The organism is Ruegeria sp. CDSC054 (assembly GCF_059610645.1).
Map to the genome: position 1 here is coordinate 155835 of NZ_JBXWOA010000002.1, position 25137 is coordinate 180971.

Consider the following 25137-nt stretch of genomic DNA (forward strand, 5'->3'; position numbering starts at 1 on the left):
CATTCACAACCGGGAAGAAATCACTCCGGTCGCGAATCCACCCATGCGCAGCTCGCCAAACAGACGCTGATATTCGATCTTCGGGCAACGATTCATTACAACGTCTATGCCCCGCGCCTTTGCTTTGGCCGCGGCTTCGGGATGTTCAACGCCGATCTGCATCCAGATCGTGCGCAGGTCGGGAAAAGAAGACAAGGCTTCGTCGACTATTGGCGGAACGGCTTCAGACCGGCGAAAGATGTCAATCATATCCACCGGCTGAGTAATGTCAGACAGTGACGCGCGGACGGTCTGGCCAAAAAGTAACTTCCCGGCATGGCCCGGGTTCACCGGGATCACTGTGTATCCCTTAAGTGAAAGATACCGGGCGACATAATAGCTGGGCCGCACCGGGTTCATCGAAACGCCCACCACGGCAATCACCTTGGTTCGACGCAGGATGTCTTTCAGGAATGGGTCTGTGTAATTTGCCATGCGGCCACCCTAGACTTGGCGCAGCAAAGAAAAAAGCGCTCAGGTCAAACCTGAGCGCCAGTTGTTGGAACGAGGGACAGTGAAATGACCCGCGGCAGTTCCGTTCCGCGGTCACTGTGACATTTAGGCATAAGTTCAGAGAAAAAAAGAGGGGCGTCGCATTTTTGTGATGACAGGCCGAAGAAAGCGGAAATTCGCCTAGTCTTGATAAAGCACCACAGGCCAGTTTTTCTCGGCCATGTGAATGTATTCTGCACGATCTCCGCGCCAGAGCTGCTCAATCTCAGGCGAGTGGGTCAGATACAGCCGGCCTTCCACCATGTCCCAAAGCATCGGATCGGTGCTTTTTAATATACCTTGCGCCATAGCATAGGCGCAGTAGCCCCCGAACTGAGGGGAAAAGGCGCGGGGATTGCTTTCAAACAGATCGCGATTCTCGGCCGAGGCGAAATGCCATTCAGCCCCTTTCCAGATCACAGAATACTCTGGCAAACCCCGTACCGGCGTTTCCTCAAGAAAATATGAGACAGGGTCGTAGCCGGCCATGACGGCACCGTCCGCCTCATAGAAGACGGGCATGTCCTGTGCATGAGCGGCAGGAAGAAGGGCAACGGCGGCTATCGCGCCAAGTATGAATCGTTTGATTGGCATCACATGCTCAGGATTACAAATTCAGGGTATCAAAATGCAATCTTTTGTCGCGCGAAACACCCCTATTAACGCGGTTGTGAACACCCGTGTCGCTTTATCCCGCGTCAGTCAAAGATATCCTCGACCACATCCCAGGCCTCATCAATGACGCGCGCAAAAATCCCCTTTTTCTTCTTTTTCTTTTTGGACTTGTATGCGGTGGCGGTTTTGTAGCTGTCGCGCTTTGGCTTGTCATTGCTCAGCTTGCGCTTGGGAACCATCTTGAGGTCATGCAAAGGGGCACCGCAGCTAGAGCAGCTGAGTTCGTGGCGTTGCTTCCCCTTCAGAACCAACGCAGCGCGCGTTCCGCAATAACAGCAGGTGGCGATTTTGGTCGGGCTGGTAATGGCTCTCTCCTGTCTATCAATGCCTTGAAGCATATAAGGCAATTGCGGCAGCATTTGAGACGTTCAGAGAACCAAACCCACCGGATGCGTCGATTTTCACCAGTTGATTGACAGTTTCCTTGGTCTTTTGCCGCAGACCCGGCCCTTCGGCCCCAAGAACCAGCGCAACAGGTTGATCCAGTTTGCCGCCCAGCGCGGTTTCGATGGTGTCCTCCGCCTCGCCATCCAGGCCCAACACCAAGAATCCCATATTCTGCAATTCAACGATCGCATCCGCCAGATTGCGCACACGCAGATAGGGCTGACGCTCCAGCGCTCCGCTGGCGGTTTTGGCCAGCGCGCCCGTCTCTGGGGCCGAGTGGTGCCGCGTACCGATCACGGCACTGGCCCCAAGCACTTCGGCCGAGCGAAGAATCGCCCCAACATTGTGCGGGTCGGTGACACGGTCCAACAGAATGACCCTGGGATGTTCACGCCCAATGCAGTTTTCAGCCAGCCCGCCCCAATCCAGCGGCTTGACCTCAAGAGCGGCCCCCTGATGAACCGACCCCGGATCAATAGGAGCGGTAAATTTGCGCGGATCGACCATTTCGGCCTCGATCCCTGCAAATTCAATCGCTTCTGCCAGTTTATCCTGGGCATTCCGCGTCACAACAAGGCGCAGTTTCTGCCTGTTGGGGTTCATCAAAGCATCCCGAACGGCATGCAAACCGAACAGCCATACGGTTTCAGACGCCGCAGCTTTGCGCGCCTGTTCCTTTTCAACGACCCACTTGGGTTTCTTCATTTCTTGGGCCTCCGGGCCGGGAATTCGGTTTCCTGCGTCAAAGCCAAATTTTCCTGTTGACGCTTCTTCAAGGCGCTAGTAATCACGCCTCCACGTCAGGTGCAACGCCTGACAGTGGGCGACAGGCCGCAAGGTGTGGCAGGGGACTGTAACTCCCTCGCGGAGACGCACGCCTGGTTCGATTCCAGGGTCGCCCACCACTTTCCAATCACATGCAGATCCCTCAATCCAAGCACTTTCGATTGCTATGGCCTTCGATTGCGGGGCTCTGTTGCAAATTGTTGACATCGGCGGGGCGCTGCGCGACGGATCGGCGGTCTTGCCACTGGAAGTGCAAATCGCCTCCGGTTAATCTGATCGCAAACAACGAACAACAGGATACCCAGCGAAGTCAGGGCTTTGCGGATCAGTCCGATGTGGAGAGCAAATGCTACAGGCAATACGTGAAGCGCAGGATATTGGCATTCCGTTCGATGATGTTTTTCCCCATCAATACGCGGTCAGATCGGACAGTGTAGCAGCGCCAGAAGGTTGGAATACAGCTGAGTTTGCCCCGTTCAAAATTCATCACAGTCCTCGGCTAAACGTTGCGCAACCCGATTGCGCCGACGCCGACCTACAGCTGTTGATTCTAGGGATCGCGGTCGACACCGGAACGGTCATAGAGGACGGTACACATGTCGATCTTGGTGCCAGTTCGACATGGCGCGACCTGGATGACTGGCTTGAAAATCTGGCAGGGCGCTTTGTCATATTCAGCAGGCTCGGGCGCGAACAAAGGCTATATTTCGATCCCACACTGGAATTGTCCTGTTTCTATGACCCCAAGACGGGCCTCATAGGCTCATCACCTTTCATGGCGCTGGACCGGCCCATCGCACCCGGACGCTATATCCGGGCCGAGGATGTCATGTCGGGGGCAACTAACTTTTCTTTAGGCTTCACTGCAGACCGCGACCTTCGGCTGGCCCGACCAAATCATTCGCTGACCCTCGACCGGTATCAGCAATATCGCCATTGGCCCCGATCGGACGGGCCATTTACTGCGGATGCGGACATTGACGCCGTTGCATCTGATATTGTGACACGTCTTGGGACTACGGTCGGCGCGCTTGCGCGATCTTTCCGGTCCGCCATTCCGATTACAGGTGGGTATGACAGCCGGGCACTGGTCGCGTCAGCCAAGGACCACCTTGGACATGTCAGTGCGTTTTATACGCACCGGATTAACTATCTGTCATCGCTGGATTGTCTGCTTGCCCAGAAAATTGGACAGAAGCTTGGTTTTGAGCCCGAACGGATTGATGGCATGAAGCTGGCTGAAGAACACGGCCCGTCGGATGAACTGAGCCTCGAGGAAAAGCTGTTCGGGCTTCGTACGGGCGGACATACGTCGACTATGGGGTATCGTGAACTGGCGGCACACGAATTCCTGCCTGATGCCGAGATTTCTATGCGTGGAAATGTCATGGACATGAACCGTGCAAATCAGTGGAAAGGGCAGGATGCGTTTCGATTTCCACATCTGGTGCGGCGCCTGCGCTTAAGGGCGCCTGAAGGCATTCCACCCGCTGTCTATTGGCAACGTGAGGTGATGACTTGGCTTGACACACTGCCACCGGAAACGCACCGCTACGCGTTTGACCTATCATTTCTTGAGAACATCCTTCCAAACACAATGGGTGCCGGGCTGAACGGGATGCCGCGTCACTTTACGCTCAATCCGTTCAATGACAGATATCTGATCTCGCGCAGTATGGGCATTACTCCTGCCCTGCGCCGGAACGGAGAGCTAAACGCGGCGATCCTGCGTCAGTCGGTGCCCGAACTGGCCGAGCTTCCTTACAACCAAGAGATCAAGCGCGACCCCGAGGCGCGCCGTGCCGCCGAAGCCCTGTTTGCAGATTAACCGACGCCTAGTTGGGCAGGCATGGCCATTCACCAACCACCTGCCCGCCTCGGATGGCAAGCATGGTGCCGAACTGATTCAGTACAGCCTCGCTTTGAGCAGGGCGCAGCAAGGCGATGTCGCCCGGCGACACGTCTGCCGTTCGCGGGCCAGTCCACACTTCCTGATTGCTTGAACGGCCAAAGACCGCTGAGTAGCCAAACCCTGCTGGGAATACCGGCTGGGCAAGGAAGTGGCCGCCAAAGATCGCTATATCCGTTTTTTGTCGCGGCAAAAACTCCAGACCCGGCAATGCGTTACCCGGCATTGCTTTAAGAACTGGTGTCGCAATGAACGCGGCTGGTGCAAACGCCTGCGTCGTGGCGTGGTCAAAATCGCCGGGCTTTACCAGGACCGAGCCGAATGCGACCTCATTCGCGGACCCCTCGGCAAGGTAGGATTGAAAGGTCAGGCTGCCACCTGTGTTCAGACACAACTCATCTTCGTCATGCGGCAAAGCGGCGACGGCTGTGTTGAACGCATCTGCGCTGGCCCGCGCCGCGCGGTTGCGCAAAACGCCCGGCATTTTCGCCAAATGCGCCTCGTACCCCATCACCCCGGCAATCTGCCCGTAAGGGTGCGCCATTATTTGTTGGGCAAGTTCTGCGACATTCTGAGAATTTAGCCCGCCACGGTGCAGGCCGATATCCAGTTCCAAAGACAAACGCAGTGACGTCTGGCGATTTGAAGCCAACGCCAGATATTCCCCAAGCCGAGCTGGAGTGTCGATCAACCATTGAACGCGCCTTGCCGCATCGGGATTGGTGGACAGAAGCCTTGCAGCAGAACTGACAGGCAAGGGCTTTCCAATCAGATGGTCCGTATCGGGCTCGGCCGTCAAAAGCGCCTGCAACATCGGTTCGGAAAACGTCATCAGGCCAGAGGTCGATATGCGCTCGCGAATGAAATCCAACAAAGGCAGACAGGGCAGAGACTTGGCGACCAGCCTGCGGGCCAGTCCAACATCAGCAACCCTGTCGGCGACAACACAATTGGCGTCCAACAAGTCTAAGTCCACTACGACGACGGGCTTGTCGACCCCGTGTGATCGCAGAACATCTGACAGAGCTTTCAGGGCTGCTGCATTCATGGTCGAAACAACCGAACAAGCGTGGGCGTCATAAATTTACCCTGTGGATCGAGCTGTTCGCGCAAGGCACAAAACTGGTCAAAATCCGGATACATTAAGGACAGGTCTTTGTAAGCCAGGTTGTGTATCTTGCCCCAATGAGGGCGGCCCCCTGCTTCGACAAATAGCGGCTCAATGGCTTCGAAATACCGCTTATGATCCTCGTCTGCGTCGGTGTGAATAGCGATGGAAATGCGCGGCCCACCCTGGAACGGAGACAGACAGGCCGTGTCTCCAGCAGTCTGGCGCACTTCGATCGGAAAATAGATGTCCTTATGGTCGCGATGTAGGCGCGTCAGAACCTCTTGCAGAACATCCCCAGCCACATCTGGCGGCAGATGGTATTCCATTTCCTTGAAACGAATATGCCGGTCGCTACACAAAACCCGCCAGCTTTCGCCGATATAATCCTCGTCCGACTGCGCAAGCGTCAGTAGCTTGAGCATCGCACTGCGCAACCCTTCGCTGATCCGCCCCGCGCTGCGCGCAAGTTTCAGTACCTTTACAGCGATCATATCCAAATCGCGCGGTGCTTTGCTTTCGGCTGCATCTGTGATGGCATGACGAAGTTCGACAGTCTTTCCGGTAAACGGGATGCAGAAGAATTCGAAATTCCGGTTCTCTGCCCATTTCTGGTGCATCGTGGCCAGACTATCCTTGACCGAGGCAAGCTGGACCTGCCGACGTAAGTTGTACTTTGGCACGACCGAAATCTGCGCTTCGGTCAGAACGCCTAGCATCCCCAAACTGACCTGTACCATCTCAAGCGGGATATCATCCGTGGTCAGGACATCTCCTCTTGCTCCGATCATCCGGGCTGCAGTGATTTCTGCCGCAAGGCACGGCAAGTCCCGCCCGGTCCCATGCGTCGCAGTCGACGCCGCACCCGCCAGCGATTGGGTGTTGATGTCCCCAAGGTTTCGAAATGCCAGTCCTTTGTCCGCCAGCGCCGGTGACAGATCCCGCAACCGCGCATTGGCGTTGACCCACACCCGATCCTGCCGGGCATCGCCAAGCGTTGGCAGATCCAAATCAGACAAGTCCACGATCCGGTCACCACCGGCTACGATTGGCGTAAAGGAATGCCCCGCACCCAAGACCCGCAGGCTTTGGGGTCGCGCGATCTCATTTTGCAGTTCAGCAATCGACGTCGGGCGCGCTATTGGCGTATCCGTGCGCTGGTTTCCGGCCCAGTTGGTCCACATGCACTGTCTCCTCCGAGGGAGAGGATTGCAGCACATGCGACACGAAACAAGTCAGGAAAACAGAAGCTTACCCAACGGGAGCTTTGTCAGGCCGCGGCCTCACGTTGCGCAGTAACACGGTCGAACCATGCAATGATGCTTTCAAGATCAGCTGCGATCTGTTCGGCAGCACCACCTGTGAACGCGTCGAATTTTTCTTTGTTTAAACCGTTCACACCAACAAGAACGGGAACATCCAACGCCAAAGCTTCGGCAATTACGGGGCGGAAACCGCGCCCATCCGCCTCATGTTTGCCGAACTTGTTGATCATCAGCAATTGCGGCGCGTCGGCCAGCGAAGAGGTCACATATCCGACGGCCTGTTCCAGCGCGGCAGGATCCAGACGACAACCACGTGACTGCTCACCAAGGGATTGCGAGATACGGATCGTCTCACCCTCGGGCAGAACGCGAACATCCATGTCACATTTGCTGCTATCCGCGCATTCGGTGTTGGTTTGAACCACACCCGCAAGGCTCGCGCCTTTGGCGAGCAGGTGTTCGGCAACCGCACTTAACAGGCGGTCGGTTGCGCCGCGGTCGGTGGTAGTAACATAGGCCAGATGCATCCAAGGACCCCTTAGTACAGATTTGTAACGTTCCAGATAGCACGCAAGGTCCTGCGCGACCACTCTCTTGGATCACGGTAATGGCGATAATCCGATCACAGGCGCGTGCAAATGAAGCAATGCCATGAAGATCGCAATTGCAACCAGCCAGACCCAAGGGCGCGGCCACGGTTGTGGTACGCGCAGCGACAGGCGGGCCGTGTTGCGGGACAACCGGGTCCATTCCATACCCAAGTCGCGTTGTTTGCGGCGGTCGATCAGTGCCATGCCGAATGTCGAAAAGCCTGCAAAAAGCCCGAACAGGATCACGTGTGACAGGCTGCCATTGGCCAGCAGATGAGCCCCCGCCCACAGCATCAAAGCCGCAAGAACAGGGTGGCGAGTGGACCGCAAGATGCCCGGTTTTTCGGGATCGAATGTACAATGCCCCATCCCGCCAAATGAGAACGGGTTTTGGATCGATATGCCCGCGACAGCCAGCCAGCACACGATTGGCATCACCAAGAGTGGCGCCCAGCGAAAGATGACAAGCGGCGGGATGACCTCAACATATGGCGCTTGCGCTGCGGCGACGATCAGCCATGCCAGCACCAGAAGGGAAAGTGCGGAATATGCCGCAAAATAACCCTTGCGCCCTAGTGTTTCGATCAGTCGACTGCGAACACCCGGCCTCACCGGGATGGCGTGGCTGAGAAGAAAGGTGATCAGTGCTGCAAGAAAGAAGGCCCAACTGGTCATAGTATTCTCCGAACGTGTTACGCGCGGTCTACGCCCCGAACGCTGTCCGGTCTTTGTCCAAGATCAAACGCGGGGTAGAAGGGGCGGACGCGCCGCCCCTGCCCCAATTTACAGCCCCAGCGCTTTGCGCCGTTCTTCGGCAAAGCCCTGTACGATACGGTCGGCAACAAGCGCCAGAATCGCCATAGCAGCACCGGCCGAGATGCCCAGACCCACATCCGCTTGCCCCAGTGCAAGATAGATCGACTGCCCCAGACCGGTGGTCCCGATCAGTGCCGCGATCACCAGCATTGCAAAGGCATAAAGGATGGTCTGGTTCAACCCCAGCAGGATCGTCGGCGCAGCATACGGCGCGCGCACGTCGCGCATGATCTGCCACTCGGTCGCACCGCTCGAGATTGCGGCCTCCATCATCTCTTCTGGAGTGTTGACCAGCCCGTGACGCGTGTAGCGGATCATCGGGACGATGGCGTAAGCACAGATGGCCAGAAAGGCCGAGAACTCGCCAATCTGGAACACCATCAGCACGGGGATCAGGAACACGAATAGCGGGATCGTCTGCAGCATGTCGCAAATTGGACGAACAACCTTCCAGACCGGCGCCCATACCGCGCTGGCCAGTCCGATCAAGCCGCCTGCCACGGCGCAGGAAAACACCGCAGCACCGCTGAGGTAAAGCGACAGCAAGGCGCGCTCCCAAAGACCGGAGACAAGGATGGTACACAGCAACCCCACCGAAAGCGCCGCCAGACGCCAGCCGCCCGCGACATAGCTGAGCGCGGCAGCGCCAGTAAGAACGAAAGGCCATGGCAGGTTTGCAATACCAGTTTCCAACATTCCGATCAGGATCAGCACGATCAAACCGCCTGTCAGGTGACCGCGCCATGCCATCAGTGCGGCGATGACACCCCCAACGATAAACAGGCGTTCGCTCATTTCAGGCGTCCATTGGAACCCCCATGTGAAGGGCAAAACCGCCTGATCAAGACCGATCCGCAGTGGCAACAGAACATAGAACAATGAGTTGTTCTTGAGCGCATCCAGCCAAGGACCATTTGCCTGCGTGAACGCGGTCAGACCGCTATCGACAGCCTCGGCCATAGGATCCAGCAAGGTCAGTTCGGACGGGTTCGGCAGCCATGCCCAGAAGGCGACGGTGAAAAGGGCCGTAAAGCCCAAGACCGCCCAGACAACGCGTGGATCATAGCGCTTACGCTCGGTCGCCAGCGTGCCGCTCATCCGGTCGATCACCACAGCAAAGACCACGATGACGAGACCGGCCATCAGCGACTCACCAAACTGAGCCTTGCGCATGGTCAGAAGAACTTCCCAGCCGATGTCGTTGAACCCGCCGATAACGGCAGCGATGATGACCATTGAAAGGGCAGCCATCAGGCATTGGTTTACGCCCACCATGATCTGCGTCGCCGCTGCGGGGATTTCGACCTGAAACAACTGCTGAAACCGCGTGCCGCCGGACATGATGGCGGCCTCTTTGATCTCGGGCTCGACCCGTTCCAGACCCAGCATCACGTTGCGCGCCATGGGCGGGGCCGCATAAATGGCCGACGCGATCAAACCCACAACCGGGCCAAAGCCAAACAGCAGGAGTAGCGGGGTCAGGTAGGCAAAAGTCGGGACCGTCTGCATCACGTCCAACACCGCCTGGACAAAGGACCTGACGCGGGGCATTTCGTTGGCAAGGATGCCAATGGCACCGCCGACGATCAGCGCAACGGGAACCGAGACGGCGACCAATGCCAGGGTATTCATACTCTCGGCCCAATAGCCGGAGGCGAACACGAAACACAGGCCAAAAAACCCCAACGCCGCCATCGACAGGCCGCCCAGATACCAACCCAGTGCCGTTACCAGACCGATGAGGATCGGCCATGGAGTATTGCCTAATACAAAATTGGCACCGTTCATGGGATAGGCCATCAAATCGGAAAACAACCGCATCGCTGGTTTGATGCCGTTCAGAAACCAGTCGAGGAATGCACCGACCCATTCCGTCGCGGGAACAACCCATTCCGCAGGCCACTGCACCAGCCACGGCGCATCTGCCTCATAACGCAAACACAGGTAACCGACGAAAACTGTTATCAAGGCCGCTATGGCCCCATCTGTAACACGCAATCTACCAAGTATCGGGACGTCGAGCCGCATACTCATGTTTCATCCACCTGGAGCGCGGCGGCAAGATCAGAAGGATGAACCGTGCCAACGATATTGCCGTTTTCATCTCGCACAGGAACGGGCTCATAAAGCTCCATGCAATGCGCCAACGCGGCGTCCAGGGTCATCGAGGTTGTCAGGCCAGGATCATCCGGGCCACGTTCAGATTCGTCCCGCATGACCGAGGCGACTTTGGCGTGCTGACCCTTGGCCACGTCTTTCGAGAATTCGCGCACGTAATCATCCACGGGGCGCAATACGATATCCGTCGGCGTTCCGATCTGGACGATCTTGCCATCGCGCATGATGGCGATGCGGTCGGCCAGTTTCAGTGCTTCTTGGATATCGTGAGTAATAAACACGATGGATTTCTTCAGCGTCGCCTGAATGCGCAGGAATTCGTCCTGCAGCTGTCGGCGGATCAGTGGATCAAGGGCCGAGAACGGCTCGTCCAGAAACCAGATGTCCGGGTTCACCGCCAAAGACCGTGCAATTCCCACGCGCTGACGCTGACCACCGGAAAGCTGACGCGGGTAGCTGTCCTCGCGGCCCTCCAGCCCGACCAAAGTGATGACCTCTTGTGCGCGAGCCATTCGTTCCTTTTTGCCGACGCCCGATACGCGCAGTGGATAGGCCACGTTGTCCGCAACGGTCATGTGTGGAAACAGGCCAAAATGCTGGAACACCATGCCCAACTTCTTGCGCCGCAATTCGGTCAGCGCTTTCTTCGACGCACCGATGACGTTTTCGCCGTCGACACGGATTTCGCCCCCCGTGCCCGGCAACAATTGCGAGATACAGCGGATCAGTGTGGACTTGCCCGACCCAGACAGGCCCATGATGACGAACAGCTCGCCCTCTTTGACTTCAAAATTTGCGTCCTGAACGGCCGGGATGAACCCGTGTTCGCGCAGATCGGCGGCGGCTTGGTCTGCATCATTCCCTGACCGAGACAGCGCGTCGGTCAGGGCTTTGTCTGCGCCTTGACCAAAAACCTGCCAGAGATTCTGGCAGGTAATGGCTGGCGTATTCGCGTCAGTCACTTATGCGAACTCACTGCGTTGCCGCGTCAACAACCGGACGCCATTTGTCTTCGTTCGCAGCCATCCATTCGGCGACAACTTCTTCGACTTTACCGCCGTCAACGTCGATCGCGCCCATCATCGGCTGCTGGTCCTCGACCGCCAATTGATAGTTGGACAGGATTTCATAGGCCGCGGGCCATTTTTCTTCCATCCCGTTCCAGCTGGCTTTGAAGATGCGCGAGGGCGAGAAATCGCAGTCGTTCACGGCGTTCGGGTTCGGTCCCCATGCCGGATCGTTAAAGCAGGCTTCTTCACCGGCAGGCAATTCAACGAACTGAACGTCATAGGCCGACATCGCCCAATGCGGCTGCCAAAAAGTGATCAGCAGCGGCGACTTGCGCTCGGTCGAGGCACGCAATTCTGCGATCAGAGCACCTTCGGAACCGGCAGGCACAGCTTTGAACGGCAGCTCAAGACCGGTCATACGGTCGGCGCCGGGCGTACCCCAATCAGCAGGATAGTCGACCAGGCGACCACCGGGCAGAGTTTCAGCGGTTGCGAAAACCTGCGCGCAATCCTTCAGCGCTTCCCACGCCGGCAGACCGGGGCACAGATCGGCCACGTGCGCCGGATAAGCGATGCCTTCCTTGGCATCCAGGCCCAGATCGCCGATCTCGACGACGGTGCCTTCGTCGATTTTCTTGGCGTATTCGTCCGAGACGTTTGACGACCAGATTTCCAGCGTCGCAGTGATGTCGCCATCCGCGATTGCCTGGAACTGGTTCATCATACCAGCGGTCACATATTCGACGTTGTAACCCGCGGCTTTCAGCATCTCGCCCGCCACTTGGGTCGTTACGTGCTGACCGGTCCATTCGTTGATCGCCAGTTTGATCGGCTCGTCCACGGCACCCATATCGGCGGCGTAAGCGGAACCGGCTACCATCATAGCCAACAGGCTGACACTAAGTTTTTTCATCGACATTCTCCCTGTCTTTTTTTGTTTTTCGTCCACCTCAGCGCACAGTTGCGCGCCGGAAGGTTGGACAGACGACAATACCATGTCGCAACATGCACAATATTGGCCGCAAAAGGGAAGTGAACACTTTGAACAAAGGCGGAATTTTTCGCCTTGTATTAAGCCGCAAGTCCCCACTCGCTGCGTTGTACTGATCGCGCGCGTTTTTGCTTAACACAAATATCTGGCGCAGGTCTTTGATTGACGAGTCAATCACAAACCCGAATCCCCTGTTTTGTCGAGTATTTCTTTTCCCGATGTTCGATTTTTCTGCGTTTTTTGATTTCAGACGCACCAAATGTCCAAAAACTCACTCTCTTTGAGACCTTGCAACGAAGCGATCAACAAGCAACTTTATCGGTGGAGGACATGATTTATGCATCATTTCGATGAAATTTTTGTAATGGCTGCCAATCGCCATGGTGGCCCGGATGCGTTGAATGAAAAGTTGAGCAAACCCAAAAGCCTGGTCGAGCTTTCTGAGATGCCGGAAGATCGCTGGCTGTCGATTATCACCAAGACCATCTTTCAGGCGGGGTTCAACTGGAAGGTCATCGAAAACAAGTGGGACGGGTTTGAAATCGCATTTGACGGTTTCGATGTCGGACGCTGCGCCTTCATGGACGATGAGAAATTCGACGCCTTGCTGCAGGATACTCGCATTGTGCGCAACGGGACCAAGATCGCGACCGTTCGTGACAATGCCGCATTTTTGCTGGAGCTTCGTGATGAAGGCGGTGCGGGTCAGGTTCTTGGGGGTTGGCCATCTGACGACTTTGCCGGGCTGCTGGCGATGCTGGGCAAGAGAGGGTCGCGTCTGGGCGGGGCTTCGGCCCAATACGCCATGCGATTTGCTGGGCGCGACAGCTTTATCCTCTCACAAGATGTGACCGCGCGGCTGATTGCCGAAGGCGTGATCGACAAATCCCCCACCTCGAAAAAGGCAATGGCTGCGGTGCAAGCGGCCTTCAACACATGGATGGATCAATCAGGCCGGTCGCTGACGGAAATCAGCAGGGTTTTGGCGATGAGCCTGTGAAAACGGGTTGCAGCGCGGGCGCTTCGCATTAGGCTTTGATTATGGCCTTTCGTATTTTGATGACGCTACTAATTTTGCTTGCTGCCTGTGGTCGCCCTTTGACGGATCAGGAACGCGCATTTGCAAGTGCCGTTCAAGGCGACACGCTGGATCTGGATCGCGTGCGCCTTGTTGAAGGTGCGCCGGTAACGCCGATCACGTTTTACCGCAAGGACCGGCCGCGCCTGGCCTGTCGGGAACGTATCCTGCCACCAACCGAAGAAGGTGTCGTCACCGCAAAACCCGCCGCTGTTGCGTTGTTCAATAAGGTCTATTTTAACAAGGACTGGTACCTTGAGGACTATATGTCCGACTTCCCGGAACAAATGGACCTGATTGCCGGGATGTTGCTTGCACACGAGCTGACACACGTCTGGCAATGGCAGAACCGCCAGTCCACTGGTTACCACCCCCTGCGAGCCGCCGCCGAACATGGCGGAAGCAAGGACCCCTACTTGTTCGACCTGCAGACATCGCCTGATTTTCTATCCTATGGATTCGAACAACAGGGGGCGATCGTCGAGGAGTACGTCTGCTGCCGGGCGTTGGACCCTACCGCGCCGCGGACCCAGCGCCTGCATGACATGTTGGGGACGCATTTCGACTTGTCCCCGCTGCCCGGCGCACAACGCGAGCGTGCCGTTGTCATTCCGTGGAGCGGAGCGAAGGTCGAAGGGATTTGCCGCGAGGGTTAAGCCTTATTGCAGCGTCTCCAGATAAGCCACCAGATCCACAATCGGCTGACTGGTCAGGATCGGCTGACCGTCTGGGGTTTTCATCGTGGTATCCTGCCCGTCGAAATAGGGACCGTAAACCGGCATCGGGCTGCCATGACTGACCAAGGGATCACGCCCGTCGATACGCGCCACAACACGGGCTGTTGGGAATACTCCATCCCCGGATGCCAGCTGGGTCAGATCAGTCGGCTGTATCACCAACACACCAGCCATTGGCCCATGCCCGGTCGCATCGATCCCATGACAAGTCGCACAATAATGCTGATAGAGTTCGGCACCGGTTTCAACGTTCTGCGCCATGGTCTGAGACGCCAACGCAGCTACACTCGCACAAACGGCCCCGAACATCGGTTTGATCATCGCATCCTCCTGTCACGATTGACATTTGCAGGCTTGCCCGCCGGGCGGCTTGGCGCAATGATCCAGATCAACGAAGCGGGAGGATACGGGCAATGACACAATACGCAGCCATTATGCTGGCGGCCGGGATCGGCGTTCCGATTCTGGCGGCTTTGAATGCCGCACTGGGCAAGCTGATCGGGTCCCCGACAACCGCCGGCGTAGTCCTGTTTGCCATCGCGTTCGTGGCGTCAGCCCTGGTCATGCTGCTGTTTCCAGGAATAGAAGCGCTATCCAAGGTGGCCCAAGCCCCGAAACACTTGTTGCTGGCCGGTGTTTTGATTGCGTTTTATGTTCTGTCGATCACGCATGTCGCCCCCCATTTCGGAGTCGGCAACGCCGTGTTCTTTGTTCTGCTGGGACAGCTAATCAGCACGGCGGCCATCGATCATTTTGGCCTGTTTGGTGCTCAGGTCACGCCGCTGACATGGATACGGGCCGGGGGCATAGCCGTGATGGCGGCCGGTGTCGCCATCACTCAACTGGCTTAAGAACACCCGCCTCCAGTCGCAGTTTACGGTCCATTCGCGCGGCCAGATCCATGTTATGCGTGGCAATCAACGCTGAAAGCCCTTCATCCCGGACCAGCGACATCAAAGCACCAAATACCTGATCCGAGGTTTCGGGATCCAAGTTTCCAGTCGGCTCATCCGCCAGCAAAACGCGCGGCTTGTTTGCCAAGGCCCGACAAAACGCAACACGTTGCTGCTCGCCCCCCGATAAGGCGGCGGGGCGGTGATCGGCCCGTGCCGCCACTCCAACGCGGTCCAGCAAGGCCATCGCCCTGTCCTGTGCAGCCTTTTCGGATACACCGTTAGCCAGTTGCGGCAGGGTGATGTTTTCCAGCGCGGTAAACTCGGGCAACAAATGATGGAACTGGTACACGAAACCAACGTCCTTTCGTCTAAGCGCTGTACGGGTTCGATCCCCCCTGCCAGCTACATTCTGGCCCGCGATCTCGACCGATCCTTCATCTGGTTTGTCCAGTAGTCCGGCAATGTGCAACAGTGTCGATTTGCCTGCCCCGGATGGCGCGACCATCGCCACGGCTTCGCCAGCACGCAGTTCCAGATCGACACCGCGCAACACCTGAACCTCGCCCGGAGTGCCCTTGAGGTAGGTTTTGGTCAGACCGTTCAGCCGCATTGTCAGGTCATTCATAGCGCAGCGCCTCAACCGGGTTCAGCCGCGCCGCGCGGCGGGCCGGGAAATAGGTGACGATGAATGACAGCCCCAACGACAGCCCAATCGCCTTGAGCACATCGGAAAGGTGCAACTCGGCGGGTAAGGAGTAGATGCCGCGAATGGACGGATCCCAGACGCCGCCGCCCATGACGTAGTTCACGAATGAGAATATCGGGTCGATATAGATGGCAAACAGGCAGCCGAGGATCACGCCCATAACGGTGCCGATGATGCCTGTGAACGCACCGCAGATGAAAAAGACCCTCAGGATCGACCCTTCGCTCAGGCCAATGGTGCGCAGGATACCGATATCGCGCCCCTTGTTTTTCACCAGCATGATCAGGCCCGACACGATATTCATTGCCGCAATCAAGACGAGGATCGACAGGATGATAAACATCACGTTGTCCTCAACCTCAAGCGCACGCAGAAATCCGCCCGACGCATCCTGCCAAGTCCAGATCTGGCTGCGCCCGCCTGCGGCCTCGAGGATGGGAATCAGAACCGGGGTCATTTCCTCGGGCCGTTCGACCATCACTTCGATCTCGTCGGCCACACCGTCGCGGTTGAAAAAGCTCTGAGCTTGCGTGAACGGCATATAAACGCGGGTGCGGTCGATGTCATACCGCCCGGCCGAGAACACATAGACCACCTGATAAGCGTTCACGCGCGGAGACGTCCCAAAGGCGGTTTTCACCCCATTGGGTGAGGTCAGTTTGACCGTGTCACCAACCGCCGCTCCGATGCTGCGCGCCACACCGGACCCAATGGCAATCACATCCTCTCCGTCTTGAAACTGGGTCAGATCACCGACGGCTTGTTCGCTTTGCGCGACGCCCGGCAGATCGCGCAAGTCGTCGGGGCGGATACCAAAGACCTCGACCCCGCTGCTGCGATCGCGATTGGTAATCAGGACCTGCCCTTTGACCAGCGGGGCCGCGCGTTCCACGCCCGGAACCTGCGCGATCCGGCTGGTCATCTCTTCATATTCCGCGATTGTGCGGTCAACGCGCCCCTGCGCATCAAACTCTCCGGCGGAGTACACAGTCACATGGGCGTTTGCGCCCAGAATAGTGCCGACGAATTCGGACCGAAATCCAGAACGGACGGCCAGAGTGGCAATCAGGGCAAAGACGGCCAGCGTGATCCCGATCAGGGAAATCCACGTCATAACGCTCACGCCACCTTCGGCACGGCGCGCGCGCAGGTAACGCCACGCGATTTTCCACTCAAATGGGGCAAAGGGCGGGGGTGTTCTGGCCATGCCTGCTCCGGTTATTTTGTTGTCGCGACCCTTTCGGCATTTCACCGGATGGTCAAGCCGGTTGTCAGCCGGTCAGCGTTGCCGCGCGGTTTAGCACCTCTTCGGCGCGCGGTCGGGTACAAATACCCCTGTCTTCCAACTCGGAAAACACACGATCCCGCAGATCGCCGGGCAACAGCGACAAGGCGCGGTTATGCAGACCCAACGTCAATGCAGCGGGATCATCCAGCATCGCCAACTGCGATGCCATTTCCTCGGGCGAATAGGTCGGCCAGAGCCCGATATTGCATTGCGCGTGGTCCTCGAACCACTGTGCATAGCCATCCGGCGATTTGAGGCAGAACGCATTCAGCAACATGAACTCGGACGGTCGCCTGCGCGATCCGAACAGCGCCTGAACCGAACCGTAGCGATCATTGATCTCGTCCAACAGCGCCAAGGCCAAGGATCGGCGCATCGCGAAAGGGGTCGCAAATGTCGTGGTCCTTAACCCTTTAAGGTCGGTACCTGACGCGCCCAGCGCATCAAGACTCTCGACCAGCCAATTGCGGTGGTAATCGCTTTGGACGTCGATGAAAGCGATACGCGCCGCACCATTGTCAGCAAAGAACTCAGTCGGGTCAAAGCTGCGCAGAAAGACGTTCTTGGTGTCAAGGATAACCATGTTCTCGGACGCCGCAACGCGCGCGGCACCCAGCTTCAGAACTTGCTGACTGCGATACCCGTTGGACCCGCGCCACCCCTGCCTGCGAATGCCTGGAATACGAAACCGGTTTTCGATCAGGATCCGATCCGACAAGGATCGCCGCGCGTACTGGCCGGACTGCAACAACAGGTCATCGCCGCCCAGGACCTGAACCTTGGATCGCAGTGGGCCGTATGAAGCCAATAGGGGTTCAATTTTTGCCCTGAGCGTATCTTCATCGCAGTCATTCATGATCACGTGAATCGACGAAACTATGTCCGGATCGACAAAACGGGCAAAAGACAGCGCCTGAAGTTCCAGCAGGGGGAAGTCCTTGGAATACACGACGGTCGCGAAACTCAGCACAGCGCGGGCCCTTTCATCGTTTTGCCCGGTTTATCAGCAATTTCGGCGCGGTCAAATTCGCTCTCAAAGCCCCGAAATTGCGAATCAGCAACCCCACCGGTCAAACGGACACTCGAACTTAAGGAGATCATCCGCCATTAAAATATACCGCCGGTTGTGACGCTCTTCACAGACAGCCCGGTATTGTTTCAGGTATGAAGTTAATGTGAGCATGGCGAGGCAAACTGACCTCAAAATGCAACATTTTTAGCGCAATTTTATTTCGCGTTTTGCTTATTTTTGGAAACTTTGTCACCCTGACTATGGGGGAATTCATTTTACAGAGCGGGGGTCGCTCATGAGTATTCGAATTGAAACTGAACAACCGGACGCATTTTCGGTCCGACAAACATCAACAGAACTGGATTGTGAATCCGCAGTTCTTCTGCGCGCAACCATCCTTCCGGTCTTTGCCAGCGCGGCAAGCTGGGCTGGTCTGACCGACATCCTGAACGACAAGGGATATTGTCTGGCGTTCCGGGATGGACGGATGTGCATCACCGATCAAACCACCGGAGACCGGGTTTGCGGTCTGCGTTTCCTGGGCCTTGAATTCAGGGATCTGGTGCGACAGCTGGGCCGTCCGATCGTCGTGGCACGGGGCCATGAGGCCAACGGAGATGTTCTGACTGCCCGACCGACGGTCTGACGCGCCTAAAAGCTGCGCCAGAACTGAACGGATCGGCGTGTGGTCTTCCACAGACTGTGGCGCGCGGCGGCTTTGATGGCATCCGACGTGCCGGGCTTTAACATTCGCTCAAGGATCAGTGCCGCGGGCATGTGACCACGTTGGTAATACCGAACGAAATCGGATTGTGTCAGACTATCGGTCGACCTGTAACCGCCGTAGTAATTCATCCAGACACGGGCGTAGTCTTCCGCTGTTGCGACATCGTCGCTCGTAGCACCCCTGCCCCAGAACATAGATATCGGGTCGTCAATGCGCTCGCCCTGATACCCTTCGGTCAAAAGGCGCAGCATCAGATCGTAATCGGCCGCGACACTAAATTGAGTGTCATGCCCGCCCAGCGCCAAAAACACATCCCGCTTCAGCAACACCGAGTTATGGCAGAACGGCATCCGCTGCAGAATCGCTGTCAGCGACATCCGTTTCTCTCGGCTTTCTGATCCATCCTCGAACCGGCGCAGGGTCGAGCCGAACAGAAAATCCGGCTGTGTCGCCTCAAGCCGATCAGCGACGACGTCCAAAATATCGTCGGACGCCAGCGAGTCATCCGAGTTCAGGAACAACAGATATTTTCCACGCGCTGCCTGCGCGCCCTTGTTCATCGCGTCATACAAACCGGTATCCGGTTCGCTGAACAGCCGGGTGCGCGGTGCGTCCGCAGTCAGGTCCTGTAGAAACTCGACTGTGCCATCACTCGATGCCCCATCCTGAATGACGTGCTCAGCCCTGTCGCAATTCTGACGGGCCATGCACTCGATCACCTCGCGAAAACTGTCCTTCCGCCCTTGCGACAGCAGGTCATAAGTCGCGGTGATGACCGAGATCAGCGGCGCGTCAGAGGTATCAGGCGATGCGCTCATAGATCTCGGCGATCTTGGTAACGGCGGCCTCGGGCGGCAACTCCTCGCTTTCGCCTGTGCGGCGGCAGGTCAGTTCAACCACACCGTTTTTTAGACCGCGCGGGCCAACGGTGATACGCCACGGCAGACCGATCAGGTCCATGGTGGCGAACTTGCCCCCTGCCCGTTCCTTACGGTCATCATACAATGGGTCGAGGCCCAGCGCAGTCAGCGCGCCGTAAATCTTGTTACAGGCGGCGTCGGCCTCGTCATCACCCTGTTTCAGGTTGACGATACCGCAATGGAACGGCGTCACGCCTTCGGGCCAGATGATGCCCTTGTCGTCATGGCTGGCTTCGATGATCGCGCCGATCAGGCGGCTGACGCCGATACCGTGGCTGCCCATGTGAACCGGAACCGGCTTTCCGTCGGGGCCTTGAACAGTTGCACCCATGGCTTCGGAATACTTGGTGCCGAAGTAGAAGATCTGGCCAACCTCGATCCCACGCGCCACGCGGCGACGCTCCTCGGGGACCTGATTGAACAGCGCCTCGTCATGGGTCTCATCGGTGCGGGCGTATTTCGAGGTGAACTCCTCAAGAATGGCCTGGCACTGCTCGGGGCTGTCGTAGTCGATCTGACGGTCACCAAAGGTCAGGTCGGTGACTGCGCTGTCATAGAACACCTCAGATTCACCGGTATCAGCCAGAACGAGGAACTCGTGCGTGTTGTCGCCACCGATGGGGCCGGAATCGGCGCGCATCGGGATGGCTTGCAGGCCCATGCGCTCATAGGTGCGCAGATAGGTGACCAGATGGCGATTGTAGGAGTGCAGCGAATCCTCTTTGGTCAGGTCGAAATTGTAGCCGTCCTTCATGTAGAATTCGCGTCCGCGCATCACACCAAAACGGGGGCGGATCTCATCGCGGAACTTCCATTGGATTTGGTACAAAGTCAGCGGCAGGTCTTTGTAGCTGCTCACATGACCGCGGAAGATGTCGGTGACCAGTTCCTCGGCTGTTGGGGTGAACAGCATATCTCGGTCATGCCGGTCCTTCATGCGCAGCATTTCCTGACCGTAGTCATCATACCGCCCGGATTCGCGCCACAGGTCAGCCGATTGGATGATGGGCATCTGGATCGCGATATGGCCAGCGCGCGCCTGCTCTTCGTGGATGATATTTTCCAGCTTGCGCAGCACTTTGAAACCCAGCGGCAGCCAGGAGTAAATTCCGGCTGAAGCTTGCTTGATCATCCCGGCGCGCAGCATCAGCCGGTGGCTGACGATCTGGGCCTCGGAGGGGTTTTCCTTGAGAACGGGCAGAAAGTAACGGCTGAGGCGCATTGGTGAACCTTTGAAGGTGAATTTGGACTTCAAAGTTGCTTATGCCAAAGCCCCGCCGGGGGCAATCATGCATTGGTTATTTTGCGACCTCGGGTCAGTCGGTTTTTTGATTGACCCGCCAGTCAGAGACTTCGATTGTGACGGAAATGTAATTCCAAGGGGCACCCATGCAGACCATTCAGGAACCCGCTCGTAAGATTCCCGTGGTACACCAAACGGACGTTCTTATTGTTGGATCAGGCCCAGCCGGACTGGCCGCCGCGCTGGCTGCGGCGCGCGCCGGTGTTGAGGTTTCGTTGGTCGACCGCTTTGGCTGTATGGGTGGCAATATCACCGCCGTGGGTGTTGAGGGCTTTGCCTGGTACCGCCACGAACAGACGGTCGAGGCTGGTGGCATCGGCATGGAGTTCGAGACCCGTGCTAAGGACATGGGCGCCGCGGTGCCCGAAAGCCAGTCGCTGAGCTATGAATTGGACAGCGAGGGTTTTAAGCTAGTGGCCGACAAGCTGGTTGAAGAGGCAGGCGTTCATCCAATGCTGCACCGGCAATTCGTCGCTCCGATCATGGAAGGTGACCGGATCACCGGCATCATCACTGAATCCAAAGCTGGGCGCGAAGCGATTCTGGCCAAGGTTGTGATCGACGCCACCGGCGACGCCGATGTAGCCCACCGCGCAGGCGCGCCAACCCACAAAACCGCCCGCGAAGACATGATGGCCGCCTCGGTCATGTTCCATCTGGCCGGTGTCGACAAGCGCGCGTTCATGGAAGGTGTCAAAGCCGATCCGCAGACCTACAAGGATTGGGGCGGCGGCGGCGAGTGGAACATCGAAACTTCGGGCAAAGAAGACGACATGTTCTCTCCCTTCGTGCACAAGCCGTTCCAGCAGGCCATCGATCAGGGCCTGATCCCGCCGCATCTGAACACCATCGCGGGCACATGGGGCGCAATGCACGACACGGGCGAGCTCACTTACATGAACCTCATCCATCTGGGCGAAATCGACGGGACCGACCCCGACAGTCTGACGAAGGGCGAGATTGAAGGCCGCCGCCAATCCATGCTGGCCATCGAAGCGCTGCGCCGGTTCATGCCAGGTTGTGAGAATGCTCGGTTGCGAAATTTCGGTATGACCATCGGCATCCGTGACACACGCAAGATCGACGCAGCCTATAACATGACCGAAGATGATGCCCGCCATCAGGGCCGGTTCGAAGATACGATCGGCATCTACCCCGAATTCATCGATGGCTATGGCATACTGATCCTGCCGACCACGGGGCGGTATATGCAGGTGCCCTATCGCTCGATGCTACCAAAGGGCATCAAAGGCTTGCTGGTCGCGGGCCGTTCGCACGGTGCGGACAAGGTGGCCCACGCCGCAACGCGCAACATGGCCTGTTGCGCGGTCATGGGACAGGGTGCAGGAATTGCCGCGGCCCTGTCGCTGAAAGGCAACCAGGACCTACACGCGATGAACCTTGCCCCTGTTCACGCGGAACTGGACCGGCAAGGCGTGAGGATTCACTGATGCAATCAATCCCGACGATCGACATCTCTCCACTGAAAGACACGGCCCATCCGGACCATGACGCAACCGTTCAGCGGATATTGGACGCCTGCACCGACATCGGCTTTCTCTCCATCACAGGCACTGGGGTTTCACCTGACACCGTTAATCAGGTCCGCGCCAAGACGCGCGCGATCTTTGACATCGATGAACAGAGCAAGTGGGATCAGGCGATCACCCGCGACAACTATCGCGGATATATCCCCATGGGTTTCTTCACGCCCAATGATGGCTCGGGCAAAGCGGACAAATACGAAGGTTACAAGCTGCATTTCGAAGTTTCCGAGGACGACCCGGTTCGCGATGACTGTGCACTTTATGGCCCGAACCTCTGGCCAACTGAAGTACAGGGCGCGCGCGAAGTGATATTGGAGTATTGGTCGCAACTGGACCACGTGGCCGAACTGCTGCTGGGCGCGCTTGAAATTGGGCTGAGTCTGAAGCCCAACGTCCTGAAAGCGGCCTTTGCCACCCCCATGACAAACATGACGCTGTTGCACTATCCGCCGCAGGCAGCGGATGAGGAAGGCTTTGGCATTCATCCCCACAAGGACACGGATGCCCTGACGATTATCGCCCCCGACCCCGTTGGCGGGCTAGAAGTGCAGACCCGCGGTGGCGGATGGATCACCCCGGATTGCCCACCCGGCGGGTTTATCGTGAATATCGGCGACATGCTTGAGCTTTGGTCCGGCGGACAGCTTAAATCCACTCCGCATCGGGTGGTCAATAAATCTGGCAAAGAACGCTATTCCTTCCCATATTTCGCAGTTCCGCGTCATGACGTGATCGTTGAACCGCTACTGCCGCCCCTGCCCGGCTTTGATCGACCATCTGTTCATTGCGGACATTGGTCCGCCGAAATCTGGCGCACCAACTGGCCCGATGAAAATGCCACCGTCGATACACCCGAGCTTGGGACGCTCAGCTCATAATCCTTGGAAATTTCCATGGCATGAACCGCTTGCATCACGTGGCCGCTTACGCCAAGAACACCAGTAAGAGCCAAGAACAAGGGGACGAGCATGGCCTTGCCGGTAAAGGATCAACTCAGATACTGGGGCGTCGCGGCTGTCATTTTTGTGCTTTGCCTATGGGCGCTTGGCGACGTTTTACTACCGTTTGTAATTGGCGGTGCGATCGCCTATTTCCTTGATCCGCTCGCAGATCGTTTGGAAAATCTGGGCCTGTCGCGCATGGCGGCCACGGCGATCATCACAGTTGTCGGCATTCTGGGCTTTGCTCTGGCGATCCTGATGGTTGTTCCCGCGCTGATTACCCAGTTGATCGAACTGGTCGAAGTTATGCCAAGCCTGTTCCAACAACTGCGCAGCTTTATCGAACAACAGTTCCCGTCGCTTCTTGACCGCGAATCCAATTCGCACCAATTCCTCGTCTCACTGGGTGAAACGCTGAAATCCAAAACAGGCGATGTCTTGCAATCCGTCGCTGCCTCATTGGGTTCGGCGATAAACGTCGTGGTTCTGTTGGTTATTGTTCCGGTTGTGGCTGTCTACATGCTGCTGGACTGGGATCGCATGATCGCCCGGATCGGGGATCTGCTGCCTCGCGATCACGCCCCCACGATCAAACGCCTGGCCGGTGAAATTGACGCGGTTCTGGCCTCATTCGTTCGCGGCATGGGCACGGTCTGCCTGATCCTTGGCACATATTACGCCGTGGCGCTGATGGCGGTCGGCCTGCAGTTCGGGCTGATCGTCGGTTTCATTGCGGGTCTGGTCACGTTTATTCCCTACCTCGGCGCCCTGATCGGCGGCACGCTGGCAATTGGTTTGGCGCTGTTCCAGTTCTGGGGGGATTGGGCGCAGATCGGTCTGGTTGCCGGGATCTTTGCGCTGGGTCAGGTAACCGAAGGCAATTTCCTGACGCCAAAGCTGGTAGGTAGCTCAGTGGGTTTGCACCCAGTATGGTTGCTGCTGGCGCTGTCAGTATTCGGCGCCTTGTTCGGCTTTGTCGGAATGCTGATCGCTGTGCCTGTTGCTGCCGCACTGGGCGTGCTGGCGCGGTACGCAACATCGGTCTATCTGGGCAGCCGTCTATATACCGGCCTCGAAAGCGCGGATCAGGAAGACCTCTAAGATGGCCCTTCAGCTAAGCTTTGATCTTCCGGCCAAAACCGCGCTGGGGCGTGAGGATTTTTTCGTCTCTCCCGCGAATGCACTTGCGGTTGCAATGATCTCGGCCACGTCCTGGCCGGGCAACAAACTGGTCCTGAGCGGCCCTGCGGGTGCAGGCAAAACCCATCTGGCACATGTCTGGGCGGCGGAAACCGGTGGTCGGATCATTCAGGCCGCGGATGTGCGTCACGAGGATGTGCCGGATCTGGCACGCGCAGCTGTCGCGGTCGAAGACGCCCCGACGATCGCGGACGACTTAGAACAACAAAAAACGCTGTTTCACCTGCACAATCTTGTGTTGGCCGAAGGCAACGCCCTTCTCATGACTGGACGGCTGGCCCCTAATTTCTGGCAACTTCCGCTGCCCGATCTCCAAAGCCGAATCGAGGGCGCGCATCACGTAGCGCTTGACCCGCCGGATGACGCATTGCTGGGCGCGGTACTGGCCAAGCTGTTCGTGGATCGGCAGTTGAACCCCAGCCCCGAAGTCATCGCCTATCTGGTCAAACATATGGACCGGCGCTTTGAAACTGCCGCCAGTGTGGTGGCGCAACTGGACCAGCTTGCCCTATCGGAAAAGCGCGACATTACCCGCGCCTTGGCGGTGCGTGTTTTGAGCGCAGATTTGGATGATATCCAATCTGGGAATTGACCCA

26 protein-coding genes and 1 tRNA gene are annotated in these 25137 nt (G+C 57.4%); 10 read left to right on the forward strand and 17 right to left on the reverse strand.

Annotated elements, in window-relative coordinates; genetic code table 11:
* Window positions 1–3: 3 nt before the first annotated feature.
* From AC2FGC_RS04715 to rlmB, 4 genes are all read right to left on the reverse strand, one after another.
* Entirely contained in the window at window positions 4–474 is a 471-nt protein-coding gene (locus tag AC2FGC_RS04715; RefSeq protein ID WP_496724345.1) for a CoA-binding protein, read from the reverse strand.
* Between the two features lie 198 nt (window positions 475–672).
* Window positions 673–1125, reverse strand: a complete 453-nt coding sequence (locus AC2FGC_RS04720) for a YHS domain-containing (seleno)protein (RefSeq protein ID WP_496724343.1) — start codon at window positions 1123–1125, stop codon at window positions 673–675.
* A gap of 104 nt (window positions 1126–1229) precedes the next feature.
* Window positions 1230–1544: a hypothetical protein gene (locus AC2FGC_RS04725; RefSeq protein WP_200833257.1), complete on the reverse strand. Its 315-nt coding sequence runs from the start codon at window positions 1542–1544 to the stop codon at window positions 1230–1232.
* A complete protein-coding gene (gene rlmB / locus AC2FGC_RS04730) occupies window positions 1528–2298 on the reverse strand; it encodes a 23S rRNA (guanosine(2251)-2'-O)-methyltransferase RlmB (RefSeq protein ID WP_109313128.1) in 771 nt (256 codons plus the stop codon). Before rlmB ends, AC2FGC_RS04725 begins: the two co-directional genes overlap by 17 nt.
* A 116-nt stretch (window positions 2299–2414) precedes the next feature.
* Between rlmB and AC2FGC_RS04735 the strand changes: the two genes are divergently transcribed.
* Window positions 2415–2498, forward strand: a tRNA-Tyr gene (locus AC2FGC_RS04735).
* Window positions 2499–2725: 227 nt separating this feature from the next.
* Window positions 2726–4207, forward strand: a complete 1482-nt coding sequence (locus AC2FGC_RS04740) for a hypothetical protein (protein WP_496724341.1) — start codon at window positions 2726–2728, stop codon at window positions 4205–4207.
* Window positions 4208–4214: 7 nt separating this feature from the next.
* On the opposite strand, the gene AC2FGC_RS04745 is transcribed toward AC2FGC_RS04740, so the two are convergent.
* The 7 genes from AC2FGC_RS04745 to AC2FGC_RS04775 all read right to left on the reverse strand — a co-directional run bounded on the left by AC2FGC_RS04745 (window position 4215) and on the right by AC2FGC_RS04775 (window position 12108).
* A complete protein-coding gene (locus AC2FGC_RS04745) occupies window positions 4215–5336 on the reverse strand; it encodes an alanine racemase (protein WP_496724339.1) in 1122 nt (373 codons plus the stop codon).
* Complete coding sequence (locus AC2FGC_RS04750) at window positions 5333–6580, reverse strand: D-arabinono-1,4-lactone oxidase (RefSeq protein WP_496724337.1); 1248 nt, start codon at window positions 6578–6580, stop codon at window positions 5333–5335. The genes AC2FGC_RS04745 and AC2FGC_RS04750 overlap by 4 nt, the downstream gene beginning before the upstream one ends.
* A gap of 86 nt (window positions 6581–6666) precedes the next feature.
* A complete protein-coding gene (locus AC2FGC_RS04755; RefSeq protein ID WP_496724336.1) occupies window positions 6667–7188 on the reverse strand; it encodes a DUF2478 domain-containing protein in 522 nt (173 codons plus the stop codon).
* A 72-nt stretch (window positions 7189–7260) separates the two neighbouring features.
* Window positions 7261–7926 (reverse strand): NnrU family protein, encoded by a 666-nt coding sequence (locus tag AC2FGC_RS04760; RefSeq protein ID WP_496724334.1) that lies wholly within the window; start codon window positions 7924–7926, stop codon window positions 7261–7263.
* A gap of 108 nt (window positions 7927–8034) precedes the next feature.
* Window positions 8035–10095: an ABC transporter permease gene (locus tag AC2FGC_RS04765; protein ID WP_496781889.1), complete on the reverse strand. Its 2061-nt coding sequence runs from the start codon at window positions 10093–10095 to the stop codon at window positions 8035–8037.
* 2 nt (window positions 10096–10097) lie between these two features.
* Window positions 10098–11147 carry a quaternary amine ABC transporter ATP-binding protein gene (locus AC2FGC_RS04770; RefSeq protein WP_496724332.1) on the reverse strand — a complete coding sequence of 350 codons (1050 nt, stop codon included), beginning with the start codon at window positions 11145–11147 and terminating at the stop codon, window positions 10098–10100.
* Between the two features lie 10 nt (window positions 11148–11157).
* Window positions 11158–12108 carry an ABC transporter substrate-binding protein gene (locus AC2FGC_RS04775; RefSeq protein ID WP_058275748.1) on the reverse strand — a complete coding sequence of 317 codons (951 nt, stop codon included), beginning with the start codon at window positions 12106–12108 and terminating at the stop codon, window positions 11158–11160.
* Between the two features lie 415 nt (window positions 12109–12523).
* On the opposite strand from AC2FGC_RS04775, the gene AC2FGC_RS04780 reads away from it, so the two are divergent.
* Together AC2FGC_RS04780 and AC2FGC_RS04785 are read left to right on the forward strand one after the other, a co-directional pair.
* Window positions 12524–13186, forward strand: a complete 663-nt coding sequence (locus AC2FGC_RS04780) for a DNA-3-methyladenine glycosylase I (RefSeq protein ID WP_496724330.1) — start codon at window positions 12524–12526, stop codon at window positions 13184–13186.
* 41 nt (window positions 13187–13227) lie between these two features.
* Window positions 13228–13920, forward strand: a complete 693-nt coding sequence (locus AC2FGC_RS04785; RefSeq protein ID WP_282151645.1) for a hypothetical protein — start codon at window positions 13228–13230, stop codon at window positions 13918–13920.
* 3 nt (window positions 13921–13923) lie between these two features.
* On the opposite strand, the gene AC2FGC_RS04790 is transcribed toward AC2FGC_RS04785, so the two are convergent.
* Window positions 13924–14322 carry a c-type cytochrome gene (locus tag AC2FGC_RS04790; protein WP_496724328.1) on the reverse strand — a complete coding sequence of 133 codons (399 nt, stop codon included), beginning with the start codon at window positions 14320–14322 and terminating at the stop codon, window positions 13924–13926.
* A gap of 92 nt (window positions 14323–14414) precedes the next feature.
* Here AC2FGC_RS04790 and AC2FGC_RS04795 point away from each other — a divergent pair, with 92 nt between their 5' ends.
* Window positions 14415–14852 (forward strand): DMT family transporter, encoded by a 438-nt coding sequence (locus tag AC2FGC_RS04795; RefSeq protein WP_496724326.1) that lies wholly within the window; start codon window positions 14415–14417, stop codon window positions 14850–14852.
* On the opposite strand, the gene AC2FGC_RS04800 is transcribed toward AC2FGC_RS04795, so the two are convergent.
* The 3 genes from AC2FGC_RS04800 to AC2FGC_RS04810 all read right to left on the reverse strand — a co-directional run bounded on the left by AC2FGC_RS04800 (window position 14836) and on the right by AC2FGC_RS04810 (window position 17861).
* Window positions 14836–15522 carry an ABC transporter ATP-binding protein gene (locus AC2FGC_RS04800; RefSeq protein WP_496724324.1) on the reverse strand — a complete coding sequence of 229 codons (687 nt, stop codon included), beginning with the start codon at window positions 15520–15522 and terminating at the stop codon, window positions 14836–14838. The genes AC2FGC_RS04795 and AC2FGC_RS04800 overlap by 17 nt on opposite strands.
* Window positions 15515–16810, reverse strand: coding sequence for a lipoprotein-releasing ABC transporter permease subunit (locus AC2FGC_RS04805; RefSeq protein ID WP_496767902.1), 1296 nt, complete (start codon window positions 16808–16810; stop codon window positions 15515–15517). The genes AC2FGC_RS04800 and AC2FGC_RS04805 overlap by 8 nt, the downstream gene beginning before the upstream one ends.
* A 64-nt stretch (window positions 16811–16874) precedes the next feature.
* Window positions 16875–17861, reverse strand: coding sequence for a DUF6492 family protein (locus AC2FGC_RS04810; protein ID WP_496724320.1), 987 nt, complete (start codon window positions 17859–17861; stop codon window positions 16875–16877).
* Window positions 17862–18198: 337 nt separating this feature from the next.
* On the opposite strand from AC2FGC_RS04810, the gene AC2FGC_RS04815 reads away from it, so the two are divergent.
* A complete protein-coding gene (locus tag AC2FGC_RS04815) occupies window positions 18199–18549 on the forward strand; it encodes a hypothetical protein (protein ID WP_496724319.1) in 351 nt (116 codons plus the stop codon).
* 5 nt (window positions 18550–18554) lie between these two features.
* Here the strand turns inward: AC2FGC_RS04815 and AC2FGC_RS04820 are convergent, their stop codons facing one another.
* Together AC2FGC_RS04820 and proS are read right to left on the reverse strand one after the other, a co-directional pair.
* Complete coding sequence (locus tag AC2FGC_RS04820) at window positions 18555–19448, reverse strand: glycosyltransferase family 2 protein (protein WP_496724317.1); 894 nt, start codon at window positions 19446–19448, stop codon at window positions 18555–18557.
* Entirely contained in the window at window positions 19432–20772 is a 1341-nt protein-coding gene (gene proS / locus AC2FGC_RS04825; protein WP_496724315.1) for a proline--tRNA ligase, read from the reverse strand. Before proS ends, AC2FGC_RS04820 begins: the two co-directional genes overlap by 17 nt.
* Before the next feature lie 167 nt (window positions 20773–20939).
* Between proS and AC2FGC_RS04830 the strand changes: the two genes are divergently transcribed.
* The 4 genes from AC2FGC_RS04830 (at window position 20940) to AC2FGC_RS04845 (ending at window position 25133) form a co-directional block, all read left to right on the forward strand.
* Window positions 20940–22304 (forward strand): FAD-dependent oxidoreductase, encoded by a 1365-nt coding sequence (locus tag AC2FGC_RS04830; RefSeq protein WP_496724313.1) that lies wholly within the window; start codon window positions 20940–20942, stop codon window positions 22302–22304.
* Complete coding sequence (locus tag AC2FGC_RS04835; RefSeq protein ID WP_496724311.1) at window positions 22304–23278, forward strand: isopenicillin N synthase family dioxygenase; 975 nt, start codon at window positions 22304–22306, stop codon at window positions 23276–23278. The genes AC2FGC_RS04830 and AC2FGC_RS04835 overlap by 1 nt, the downstream gene beginning before the upstream one ends.
* A gap of 90 nt (window positions 23279–23368) precedes the next feature.
* The gene (locus tag AC2FGC_RS04840; protein ID WP_496724309.1) at window positions 23369–24442 is read left to right on the forward strand and encodes an AI-2E family transporter; all 1074 of its coding nucleotides are present in this window, start codon (window positions 23369–23371) and stop codon (window positions 24440–24442) included.
* A gap of 1 nt (window position 24443) precedes the next feature.
* Window positions 24444–25133 (forward strand): HdaA/DnaA family protein, encoded by a 690-nt coding sequence (locus AC2FGC_RS04845; protein ID WP_496724307.1) that lies wholly within the window; start codon window positions 24444–24446, stop codon window positions 25131–25133.
* Window positions 25134–25137: the final 4 nt, after the last annotated feature.